Annotated in this window: 11 protein-coding genes and 1 rRNA gene; 2 read left to right on the forward strand and 10 right to left on the reverse strand. The window is 71.5% G+C overall.

The annotated features are described in order from the left end of the window. Window positions 1-7 precede the first annotated feature (7 nt). Both JAV51_RS04420 and JAV51_RS04425 read right to left on the reverse strand, forming a co-directional pair. Entirely contained in the window at window positions 8-634 is a 627-nt protein-coding gene (locus tag JAV51_RS04420; RefSeq protein WP_197319313.1) for an NUDIX domain-containing protein, read from the reverse strand. Beyond that, window positions 631-2,331: a CTP synthase gene (locus JAV51_RS04425; protein ID WP_197319314.1), complete on the reverse strand. Its 1,701-nt coding sequence runs from the start codon at window positions 2,329-2,331 to the stop codon at window positions 631-633. Before JAV51_RS04425 ends, JAV51_RS04420 begins: the two co-directional genes overlap by 4 nt. Before the next feature lie 86 nt (window positions 2,332-2,417). Here JAV51_RS04425 and aroA point away from each other — a divergent pair, with 86 nt between their 5' ends. Further along, window positions 2,418-3,686 carry a 3-phosphoshikimate 1-carboxyvinyltransferase gene (gene aroA / locus JAV51_RS04430; protein WP_197319315.1) on the forward strand — a complete coding sequence of 423 codons (1,269 nt, stop codon included), beginning with the start codon at window positions 2,418-2,420 and terminating at the stop codon, window positions 3,684-3,686. A gap of 7 nt (window positions 3,687-3,693) precedes the next feature. Here the strand turns inward: aroA and steA are convergent, their stop codons facing one another. From steA to JAV51_RS20180, 7 genes are all read right to left on the reverse strand, one after another. Next, entirely contained in the window at window positions 3,694-4,872 is a 1,179-nt protein-coding gene (steA, locus tag JAV51_RS04435) for a putative cytokinetic ring protein SteA (protein ID WP_197319316.1), read from the reverse strand. Window positions 4,873-5,032: 160 nt separating this feature from the next. Then, window positions 5,033-6,781: a DNA repair protein RecN gene (gene recN / locus JAV51_RS04440; protein ID WP_197319317.1), complete on the reverse strand. Its 1,749-nt coding sequence runs from the start codon at window positions 6,779-6,781 to the stop codon at window positions 5,033-5,035. A gap of 35 nt (window positions 6,782-6,816) precedes the next feature. Beyond that, window positions 6,817-7,740 (reverse strand): NAD kinase, encoded by a 924-nt coding sequence (locus JAV51_RS04445; RefSeq protein WP_197319318.1) that lies wholly within the window; start codon window positions 7,738-7,740, stop codon window positions 6,817-6,819. After that, window positions 7,737-8,567: a TlyA family RNA methyltransferase gene (locus tag JAV51_RS04450; RefSeq protein WP_197319319.1), complete on the reverse strand. Its 831-nt coding sequence runs from the start codon at window positions 8,565-8,567 to the stop codon at window positions 7,737-7,739. The genes JAV51_RS04445 and JAV51_RS04450 overlap by 4 nt, the downstream gene beginning before the upstream one ends. Before the next feature lie 2 nt (window positions 8,568-8,569). Then, window positions 8,570-8,749 (reverse strand): hypothetical protein, encoded by a 180-nt coding sequence (locus JAV51_RS04455; RefSeq protein ID WP_197319349.1) that lies wholly within the window; start codon window positions 8,747-8,749, stop codon window positions 8,570-8,572. Between the two features lie 82 nt (window positions 8,750-8,831). Further along, a complete protein-coding gene (locus JAV51_RS04460; protein ID WP_197319320.1) occupies window positions 8,832-9,842 on the reverse strand; it encodes an HAD-IIA family hydrolase in 1,011 nt (336 codons plus the stop codon). Continuing rightward, complete coding sequence (locus JAV51_RS20180) at window positions 9,839-10,219, reverse strand: hypothetical protein (RefSeq protein ID WP_231641191.1); 381 nt, start codon at window positions 10,217-10,219, stop codon at window positions 9,839-9,841. The genes JAV51_RS04460 and JAV51_RS20180 overlap by 4 nt, the downstream gene beginning before the upstream one ends. On the opposite strand from JAV51_RS20180, the gene JAV51_RS20185 reads away from it, so the two are divergent. After that, window positions 10,199-11,281, forward strand: coding sequence for a hypothetical protein (locus JAV51_RS20185; RefSeq protein ID WP_231641192.1), 1,083 nt, complete (start codon window positions 10,199-10,201; stop codon window positions 11,279-11,281). The two genes, JAV51_RS20180 and JAV51_RS20185, sit on opposite strands and share 21 nt — an antisense overlap. Window positions 11,282-11,300: 19 nt before the next feature. Here JAV51_RS20185 and rrf read toward each other — a convergent pair. After that, window positions 11,301-11,417: ribosomal RNA gene (gene rrf / locus JAV51_RS04470) — 5S ribosomal RNA — on the reverse strand. Between the last annotated feature and the right edge of the window lie 9 nt (window positions 11,418-11,426).

Here is an 11,426-nt window from a genome sequence, read left to right on the forward strand (position 1 = left end):
GCCACCGTCAGCGAGCGCGGGACGCGAAGCGCGTCGGCCGGTGTCGCCACGGAGCGTCCGCCGGACGCGGGGCGCGACCACCGCCGAGCACGGCATGGGCGGCCAGCAACCCACCCACCGTCGCACCGTTGACGATCTCTCCCGACAACACCATGTCCACGGCCCGTTCCAACGGAACGGAGTGGACCACGAGGTCGGCCTCCTCGTCACCGTGGGCCTGACGGTCGACCTTCGTGAGCTCGCGGGCCAGAAAGACTCGCACGACCTCGTCGGTGAATCCCGGCGAGGCGGCGATCTCCACGAGGGTGTCCCACCGGGCCGCTTCGAGCCCCGCCTCCTCGACGAGTTCTCGGCGCGCCGCTTCCACCGGGTCCTCGCCCGGCTGGTCGAGCAGCCCGGCAGGCAGCTCCCACAGCCGGTCGCCCAGGGGATGACGGTACTGGTGGACGAGGGTCACGGCGCCGTCGTCGTCCACGGCACACACCGCGACGGCCCCGAGGTGTTCCACGACCTCCCGGGAGGCCGTGGTACCTCCGGGCATGACGACCTCGTCGACCCTCAGTCCCACGACACGCCCGATGTGGAGGTCGCGGGACGAGGCGACGGTGAACTCGTGCCTGCCGGGCTCGCTCACCGTGCCGCCGCCGGGGTCTCCGCCAGCTCGACCGGCAACCGGTCGGCCGTCCGGTAGTCCACGACCGCGCGGATGAAGGCCGCGAACAGCGGGTGCGGGCGCGTCGGACGCGACTTCAGCTCCGGGTGCGCCTGAGTCCCGACGAAGAACGGGTGCTCCTCCTTGGGCAGCTCAACAAATTCGACGAGCCGCTCGTCCGGGGACAGGCCGGAGAACACCAGACCGGCGTCGGCGATCCGCTTCCGGTAGGCGTTGTTGACCTCGTAGCGGTGCCGGTGTCGTTCGGACACCTCGGTGGTGCCGTAGGCCTCCGCCACCTGCGAGCCGGGCAGCAGCTTCGCGGGGTACGCGCCGAGCCGCATGGTGCCACCCATGTCGCGCTCGCCGGCCACGACGTCCTTCTGGTCGGCCATCGTCGAGATGACGGGGTTGGGGGTGTTCTCGTCGAACTCGGCCGAGTGCGCGTCCTCGATCCCGGCCAGGTTGCGCGCCGCCTCGATGACCATGCACTGCAGACCGAGGCACAGCCCGAGGACCGGGATCTTGTGCGTGCGGGCGTAGTTGATCGCACCGATCTTGCCCTCGATGCCCCGAATCCCGAACCCACCGGGCACGAGAATGCCGTCCACGTCGGACAGTGCGGCCGCCGCACCGGCGGGCGTGGTGGCCTCGTCGGAGGGCACCCACACGATCTTGACCTTCGCGCGGTGGGCGAACCCGCCCGCCCGCAGGGCCTCGGTGACCGACAGGTACGCGTCGGGGAGGTCGATGTACTTGCCCACGACCGCCACGCGCACGGTCTCCGAGGGGTTGTGGACCCGGTCGAGCAGGTCGCCCCACACCGTCCAGTCGACGTCCCGGAAGGGCAGGCCGAGCCTGCGCACGACGTACGCGTCGAGCGCCTCGCCGTGCAGCACCTTGGGGATGTCGTAGATCGACGGCGCGTCGGGGCAGGCGATGACGGCGTCGTTGTCGACGTCGCACATCAGGCCGATCTTGCGCTTGACCTCGTCCGACAGCTCCCGGTCGGCACGGCACACGAGCGCGTCGGGCTGGATGCCGATGTTGCGCAGGGCCGCGACGGAGTGCTGCGTGGGCTTGGTCTTCAACTCGCCGGACGGAGCCAGGTAGGGCACGAGCGAGACGTGCAGGAAGAAGCAGTTGTCCCGACCCACGTCGTGACGCACCTGACGGCACGCCTCCAGGAACGGCAGCGACTCGATGTCGCCGACGGTGCCGCCGACCTCCGTGATCACGACGTCGGGGGTGGTGCCGCTGCCGTCGTCGGCGGCGAGCGACATGATCCGTGCCTTGATCTCGTCGGTGATGTGCGGGATGACCTGGACGGTGTCCCCCAGGTACTCGCCCCGCCGCTCCTTGGCGATCACCGAGGAGTAGATCTGGCCCGTCGTGACGTTGGCCGTCCCCGACAGGTCACGGTCGAGGAATCGCTCGTAGTGGCCGATGTCGAGGTCGGTCTCGGCCCCGTCCTCGGTCACGAACACCTCGCCGTGCTGGAACGGGTTCATGGTTCCGGGGTCCACGTTGAGATACGGGTCGAGCTTCTGCATCGTGACCCGAAGCCCGCGGGCCGTGAGGAGTTGCCCGAGGCTGGAGGCGGTGAGCCCCTTGCCAAGGGAGGAGGCGACGCCTCCGGTGACAAAGACGTACTTGGTTGTCCGCGGCTGAAGTCCCACGGGCTTCCACCTTATCCCACGGGGGGCCGTGCGTGCCGGGCGGCTGCCCGAGGTGGAACGGCCCGCCCGTGTGGGACAGTGATGGCGTGGGCGAGGAGAACACCTGGGCCGCACCGACGGCCACCGACCCGATCGACGCCGACGTCCGGGTGCCCGGCTCGAAGTCCATCACGAACCGCGCCTTCGTGCTCGCGGCGCTGTCGGAGGGCGAGACCCTCGTGCGCGAGCCGTTGGACTCGCGGGACGCCCGCCTCATGCTGGGCGCGATCGACGCCCTGGGCGCGGCGTCGACCACGACGTCCGACGGGGTACGCATTGCACCCATGACCGACGGGCAGGGCGAGGTCGACGTCACGCTGGGCAACGCGGGCACCGTGGCACGATTCACGCCGCCGCTCGCGGCGCTGGGCTCTCGCACGGCACGCTTCGACGGCGACCCGGCCATCCGGCGCAGGCCCGTCGCCCCGTTGCTGGAGGCACTGCGCGCGCTCGGCGCCGAGATCGACGACGACGGCCGCGGCACGGTGCCGTTCACGGTGCGCGGACACGGCGGCCTTCGGGGTGGCGAGGTGGAGATCGACTCCTCCGCCTCCAGCCAGTTCCTCTCCGCGCTCCTGCTGTCCGCGCCGGCCTTCGAGCGCGGAGTCACGGTGCGTCTGCGTGGTGCGACGCCGAGCGAGCCGCACATCGCGATGACCTCGGACATGCTCCGTCGATTCGGCGCGACACCGGAGCGCGACGGCAGCGAGTTCCACGTGCCTCCGGCCACGCTCGCACTGCCCAGCTACACCGTCGAGCCGGACCTGTCGAGCGCCGCCCCGTTCGTCGTCGCTCCCCTGCTCACCGGCGGACGGATCCGCATCTCGGGCTGGCCTTCCGAGACGACGCAGCCCGGCGACTGGCTGCGTGACCTCGTGCGTCAGCTCGGCGGCGAAGCGGTCCTCGACGCGGACGGCCTCACCGTCACCGGCGGCGGTTCCCTGCCGGGCGCCGAGCTGAACCTGCACGCGGTGGGCGAGCTCACCCCGGTGGTGACGGCGCTGCTCTGCTTCGCCGACGGGCCCTCGGAGATTCGTGGGGTCGCGCACCTGCGGGGCCACGAGACCGACCGGCTCGCCGCGCTGGCCACCGAACTGACCGCGCTCGGCGGCGACGTCTCCGAGATCGAGGACGGACTGCGCATCCGGCCGAGGCCGCTGCACGCGGGAACGTTCCACACCTACGACGACCACCGGCTGGTCATGGCGGGTGCCGTGCTGGCACTGCGGGTTCCCGGCATCGTCGTCGAGAACCCGGCCACCGTGGGCAAGACCTTCCCGGACTTCGTCCAGCGCTGGGAGGGCGTCCTCCGCTGACCGGACCTCACCAGAGGTTCATGACCCAGTCGACAGCGGCGTTCCACCAGTCCGCGACCACGGCCCCGTAGCCGGCGTCGAGCCCCACCAGCACCAGCGCGACCACGGCCACGGCGAGCAACGCGAGCACGACGAACAACGACGTGCGCGGAGCTCGGGCGCGATGCAGCCGGGCCACGGCTTTGCCGTCGATGACCCGCGTGCCCAGCTTCAGCCGGGTCAGGAACGTCGACGGATTCGACCCGGACCGTCCACTGTCCAGGAACTCCCGCAGCGTGGCCTGGAAACCGACCGTCACGACCAGGTCGGCGTCGTGTGCCTCCGTCAGCAGCAACGCCAGGTCCTCCGGATTGGCCGTCGCCGGGAACGTCACCGCACCGATTCCCAGATCCTGCACCCGTTCCACCCCGGGTGCGTGCCCGTCCGGCTGCGCCGGGACGACGATCTCGGACGCCGCGGTGAGCGTGCTCGCCTCGACCGTCGTCGGGTCACCGACCACGACGTCCGGGGAGAAACCCAGGTCACGCATCGTGTCGGCGGCGCGCTCCACCCCGATCAGCACGGGCCGGTGGCGTCGCACGTAACGCTTCAGCGCGTGGAAGTCCTCGGCGTGCCCCGGTCCGGGCGCCACCACCACGACGTGACGGTCCGCCAGCGACACGCGAAGGTCCGGCACACCCACTCCGTCGAGGATCAGGCTGCGCTCCCGCCGCAGGAACTCGATCGTGTTGGCCGAGAACGCCTCCAGTTGCGCGGACATCCCCGCGCGAGCCTCGACGATCTGGTCGGCCACGCTCTCGGGCGTCTGCACGACACAGGTCGCGACCTCTCGGCGACCGACGTACACGGTGTTCTCGTGCACGCGCACCATGCTGCCGTCGCGGACCCGGTGCAGCACCTCCCGGCCCGCGTTGTCGAACAGCGGGACACCCGCCTTCAACAACACCTCCGGTCCGAGGTTCGGGTAACGACCGGAGATCGAGGGCGCCGCGTTGATCACGGCCGCGACCTGGGCCTGCACCAACGCGTCGGCGCTCGCACGGTCCAGGTCCACCTGGTCGATCACCGCGATGTCGCCGGGAGAGACGCGCTTCACCAGGTCCCGGATTCGGCGGTCGACGCGAGCGACACCGGAGATGCCGGGTTGCGCGGACGGGGTACGCGACAGCAGCGAGGCCAATTTCATGCCGCGCATGGTGACAACGCCACGCCCGCTCGTGTGACCGCCACGCCGAACGGGCACCTCGGTTGACCAGGATGCGGGACGACGTGACACCCGAACGCGCGGCACCCGAGCGGCCTATCGGCGCTGCGTCGTGTCCCCCGAATGCACTCGGGCGGCACTTCTACGACGCCTTGAACTCCTCCGCCGCCCTCAGCAACTCCTCGGCATGCGCTCGGCCGGTCTCGGTGTCGTCCAGACCCGCGAGCATGCGGGCGAGTTCGGTGACTTTACCGTCGCCGTCGAGCGTGCGGACCCCGCTTCGGGTCACGCCGTCGGCCGTGCCCTTGTCGACCACCAGATGCCGGTCCGCGAACGCCGCCACCTGCGGCAGATGGGTCACCACGAGCACCTGGTGGGTACGCGCGAGTTGCGCGAGCCGACGCCCGATCTCCACCGCCGCGCGTCCGCCGACGCCCACGTCCACCTCGTCGAACACGAGCGTCTGCACGGTGTCCGCATGTGCGAGCACCACCTCGGTCGCGAGCATCACGCGGGAGAGCTCACCCCCGGACGCCGCCTTGTGCACCGGGAGTGCCGGTGCCTTGGCGTGTGCCCGCAGCAGCAGCTCCACCTCGTCCACGCCGTCCGGCCCGGCCGCGTAGGTGCGCCCGTCGAGCGTCAACGCGGTCGGCTCGCCGGGGTCGACCTCCCTCGCACCCACCGAGACCTCGATCGCGGCCTGCCCCATCGCCAGCCCCGCGAGTTCACCCGTGATGCGTTCGGCGAGCACCTCGGCAGCGGCCCGGCGCGCCTCCGACACGTGGCGCGCATGCGTCCTCAGCTCGTCGGCCAGGGCATTCCGCCGCGCGGCCAACGCCTCCAACGCCTCCTCGGACGTATCCATCCCGGCGAGTCGCGCACGAGCGTCCTCCGCCCACGCCAGCACGCCGTCGATGTCGGCCGCATACTTGCGGGTCAGCTTCTTGAGCTCCGCCTGCCGCGCCAGGATCCGTTCGAGCCGTTCCGGGTCGGCGTCCAGTCCGTCGAGGTACGCGGTGAGTTCGCGCCCCACCTCGCCGAGCAGCACCGACGCCTCCGCCAGCCGTGGCTCGAAGTCACGCAACACCGCGTCCTCCGCGGTGCTCAACCGACGTCGCGCCTCGGCCAGCAGACCCAGCGCGCCCGGCACGTCCGGGTCCCCGTCGGGGGAACCTGCGACCGCGAGCTGCGCCGCCGTGGCGGCGTCACGCAACTCGTCCACGGCGGCCAGCCGTTTGACCTGCTCCGTCAGCTCGGCGTCCTCCCCCGGCGTCGGCTCGACGGCCTCGATCTCGGCCAGTCCGTGCCGGAGCAGGTCGGCCTGCTGCGCCAGCTCCCGAGAGCGCGCACGACGTTCCGTCAGCTCGCGCGACACGGCGAGCCACTCCCGCCGCACCTCGCGGTAGGCAGCCAGCGGCTTCGCCACGGACTCGCCCGCGAAGCGGTCGAGCACCGCCCGTTGCTCGGCAGGACGCAGCAGTCGGAGCTGGTCGTTCTGCCCGTGCACGGCGAGGAGGTGTTCCGACAGGTGTCCCAGCACGCCGACCGGCACCGACCGGCCTCCGAGATGGGCCCGCGACCGTCCGTCGGCGCCGACCGATCGCAGAGCGATCACACTGCCGTCCTCGTCGGTGTCGGCTCCCGCGTCGGACAGGATGCGCAGCGCCTGCTCCCCGGTGACGTCGGTGAAGCGGCCCTCCACGATCGCCTTCGCCGCTCCGGCCCGCACCTTGGTCGCGTCCGAGCGTCCCCCGGACAACAGGTGCAGGCCCGTCACGACCATCGTCTTACCGGCCCCGGTCTCACCGGTGACCACCGTGAACCCGGGGTGCAGTTCGAGCGCGGCCTCCTCGATCACCCCGAGGCCTTGAATACGCATCTCGGCCAGCACGCCAACCACCGTAGCGGCACCCTGCGACGCGGGCGTCAACCCTCGCGGGCGTGCCGCTCCCTCCATCCCGTGACCGGCAGGGAGAACTTGTGGACCAGCCGGTCGGTGAACGGGCCGTCCCACAGGCGCGCCAGCCGCACCGGCACCGCCCCGGCCACCACCTGCACCCGGGCGCCCGGCGCCAGGTCCTCGTGCCGCAACCCGTCGCAGGTGAGCACCGCGGGCGAGCCGTCCGGATCGACCTGCACCGTGATCACCGAGGACCGCGACACGACCAACGGCCGCGAGAACATCGCGTGCGCGTTGCTGGGCACCACGAGCAGGGCCTCCACGTCCGGCCACACCACGGGGCCGCCGGCCGAGAACGCGTACGCCGTCGACCCGGTGGGTGTCGAGCACAGCACGCCGTCACAACCGAACGACGAGACCGGCCGACCGTCGACCTCGATCAACGCGTCGAGGATCCGCTCCCGGGAGCACTTCTCGACACTCGCCTCGTTCAACGCCCAGGTGTGCGCGACCACGGTGTCGCCGACCGTCACCGTGACGTCCACCGTCATCCGTTCCTCGATGCGGTAGCGGCGCTCCACCACGCGGTCGACCGTGTCGCCGAGCGCGTCGTAGTCGGCTTCGGTGAGGAACCCCATGCGTCCCAGATTGACCCCGAGCACCGGCACCCCGGCGGGTCGGGCGAGTTCGGCGGCGCGCAACAGCGTGCCGTCGCCCCCGAGGACGAGCACCAGCTCGGCTCCCCGCGCGGGATCGTCGGACGGTGCCACGACCGCGCACGGCAACGACCGGTCGGGCGGTTCGACGAGCCGCCGCACCTCGTCGTCGAGCACGCGCAGACCGATGCCGGCCGCCGCGAGTCGCACCGCCACCTCGCCCGCCGCGTCCCGTGTCGTGTCCCGATCCGGGTGGACGATCAGCAGTACCTCTCGGCGTTCCTGCTCGGTCACGAAGGTCCCTTCCTCACCGCGGTGCGGACCATCTCGTCGCGCCGCTCCACGTCGGCGGGATCACTGTCCACCCCATCGGGTTCCTTGCGCAACCAGGCGAAGTACTCGACGTTGCCCGAGGGCCCCGGCAGTGGGCTGGCCACGACCCCCACGGTCCGCAGCCCGCACCGCGCGGCCTCGGTGAGGACGTCGGAGACGGCCTCCGCCCGCAATGCGGGGTCGCGCACGACGCCGCCGCTGCCGAGCCGTTGGCGGCCGACCTCGAACTGCGGCTTCACCATCGGCAGCAGGTCGGCCCCGGTCGCTGCGCACGCCGCGAGTGCGGGCAGCACGAGCCGGAGCGAGATGAACGACAGGTCGGCGACCACGAGGTCGACCACCCCGTCGATGGCGTCCGGCGTCAGCGACCGCACGTTGGTCTTGTCGAGCACCGTGACCCGCTCGTCGGTGCGCAGCCGCCAGTCGAGCAACCCCCGGCCCACGTCGGCCGCAATGACGGACGCGGCACCGCGGCGCAGGAGGACGTCGGTGAAGCCGCCCGTGGACGCTCCGGCGTCGAGGCACCGGCGTCCCTCGACGCGCAATCCCCGCGGCGTGAACTCCTCCAGCGCGCCGAGCAACTTGTGTGCCCCGCGCGAAGCCCAGTTCGGGTCGTCGTCGGTGCGCACCACGATGGCGACGTCGGCCTCGACGCTCGTCGCAGGCTTCTTCGCCACCAATCCGCGCACCGTGACCCGCCCCTCCGTGATGAGCGAGCTGGCGTGTTCCCTCGACCGGGCCAGGCCCCGGCGGACGAGCTCGGCGTCGAGTCGCGCTCTCTTGGCCACGATCACACCCTGTCGATGCTGGTCAGGGCTACTGACAGCGCGGTGTGCACGGCCTCGAACCGTTCGACGTGGTCCACGGGTGGGAGGTCGTCCAGCGCGTCGAGAGCAGCCACCGCGTCGTCGATGGCCGGGCGCGGGTCGACGGTCTGTTCCTCGCGCCGTCCCGGCGGCGGGCCGGGCACCGGCCGCGGCGCAGAGTGAGCTTCTACGTGCACTCCACAACGCTAACCGATCGAGCTGTCGACACGCCGTAGCCCTGGGCGATCAGCGCACGTCCCACGACGCGAGCGCGGCGTCCGCGACCCCGTCTCGAGCGCGAACGCCCGACACCGATGCCGTCCACGCCACGTGGCAGAGATGGCGCAGCAGATCGAGTCGGTCGGCGGGCTCCTCGCCGGAAGAACCGACCAGCGCGACCCCGTCGACGACGTCGATCTCCCACCCGGTCCGCGGACCGATCTTCAGCTCATCGACGCTGGGGTCCCGCGTCACGGCGCTCAAGTCCGCCGCGAGGTAGTCCGGCCGCTCGCCGGGTCCGGCGGTCAGGAGTTGACGAGCCGTCGCAACCCCCGTCAACACCACGAGCGAACGGTAACCAGCCGCATGAGCACCAGCGATGTCGGTGTCGAGCCGATCCCCGACGACCAACGGCGCCGTGGCCCCGGCCGACTGCGCGGCGGTCCGCAGCAGCGGAGCCTCGGGCTTCCCAGCCACCCGGGGTTCCCGCCCGGTAGCCGCGCGCAGAGCGGCCACCATGGACCCGTTGCCCGGCAGTTGACCGCGCTCGGTGGGCAACGTGACGTCACCGTTGCAGGCCACCCACGACGCACCGTCCCGAAGCGCGAGGCACGCCTCCGCGAGGTCATTCCAGCACGTGTCGGGCGAGTGCCCCTGTACCACGGCGGCGACGTCCGGACCGTGCTCCCGGGTGGGTCGCAGGCCCACCGCGCGCACCTCGGCCTGAAGGGACTCGGTACCGACGACGAGCACCGTCGCCCCAGCGGGAAGCAGCTCTCCCAGCAAAGCGGCGGCGGCCTGCGCGCTGGTGCTGACTTCCGACGGTGTCGCCGGCACCCCGACGCTCGCGAGGTGCTCGGCGACGGCGTCCGGCGACTTGGACGCGTTGTTCGTCACGAATCGCACGGGACGTCCACGTTCACGGACGTGCGCGACGGCATCGGCGGCCGCCGGGATCGGCCGCGTGCCGTGGTACACGGTGCCGTCGAGGTCGAACAGCACCGCGTCGTGGCGGTCGAGCAGGGTCTCCGCCGTCACGCGCTCAGCTCCGCGGCCCGCTCGGCGGCGTCGGTCTCCTCCTCCACGTCGGCCTCAGCGGCGTGGAGGAACCACTGCACCGCCTCGTCGGTACGACCGGCCGCGGCGAGGTTGTCGGCGTACGCGTAGAACAGGCGGAAGCTCCACGGCTGCCGAAGCTTCGGGTCGAGGTCGGGCCCCTGCAACGCCACCACGGCGGCATCAAGCTGTCCGAGGTCACGGCGCGCTCCGGCTGCCACGATCTTCAACTCGATCGCGACCTCCTTCGGGAGCGTGGCGTGGTCGACCTCCTTGGCCACGTCGAGGGCCCGTTCCGGGCGCCCGAGGGCACGCTCGGCATCGGCGATGACGGCCACGTGGATGTCGGTGCGCGTCATGCGACGAACAGCTCGCAGCTCGGAAAGGGCCTCGGCCCATTCGCCCGCGTGGTACGCGGCGAGGCCGACGGCTTCCCTGACCACGGCGATGCGAGACGCCTTCGACTTGGCGTACCGGGCGTGCGCCAGCGCGGCCTCGGGGTCCTCGTCGATGAGCGTCCCGGCTGCCACGAGGTGCCGACCGATGCGCTCGGCGAGGTCCTTCGGCAACGACCGCAGTTCGCGCCGAGCCTCGATGTCGAGGTCCGCGAAGTCGACGGAGTCCGGCAGTTGCGGTGCGGACAGCAGCTCACGAGCCGCCGCCGCGTCACTGCGCTGGCGAGGTGCGCTGCGTGGACGGTCGTGCGCATCCTTGCGGGGTCGCTCGTCCCGGCGGTCCCCGGAGAACCCGCCGCGCCGTTCCCGTCGATCGAAGCCACCGCGCTCGTCTCGCCCGCGCCCGGGCCGGTCGTCGCGCTGGCGGAATCCACCGCGGTCGTCACGACCTCGCCGGTCGTCCTTGCGGTCGAAACCGCGTCGCTCGTCTCGCCCCCGGCCGGGCCGGTCGTCGCGCTGGCGGAATCCACCGCGATCCGTGCGCCCGGACCTGTCGTCCCGACGGTCGGAGGTCCTGCGGTCGTCGCCGTGCCGCTCGAACCGGCGGCCACTGCCCCGGTCCTCCCGGTCATCGCGACGAGCGAACCCACCCCGATCGTCCTGACGGTGTCGGCGGTCGTCACCGCCGCGCCCACCGCGCTTCTCGTACCGGTCGAACGACCCGCGTCCTTCTCGGCGGTCACGGTGGTCGCGGTTGTCACGGCCGCGGTCGGACCGTCCAGCACCGCCGCCTCGACCTTGCCCGCCGCGACGATCGCCGTAACCCTTGTTCTCTGCGCGCGACCCGTGGTCACGACGGTCCGGGCGACCGGACCTGTCGTCACCTTCGCCGCGCGGGCCGTTGTCGGACACGCGTTCTCCTACCTGCAAATCGTGACGCGCCACGGTTGTGTGCTGCTCCCGCACCACTATGAATGTAGACAAACCAGAAGGGCCCGTCGGGGTTGGCCGTTGGACCAACCCTGACGGGCCCTCACCACAAATAGTTCGGCGGTGTCCTACTCTCCCACACCCCTTCGAGTGCAGTACCATCGGCGCTGGCAGGCTTAGCTTCCGGGTTCGGAATGGGACCGGGCGTTTCCCCACCGCTATAACCACCGAAACACTACGA

Source organism: Saccharomonospora sp. NB11 (assembly GCF_015910535.1).
GTDB lineage: Bacteria > Actinomycetota > Actinomycetes > Mycobacteriales > Pseudonocardiaceae > Saccharomonospora.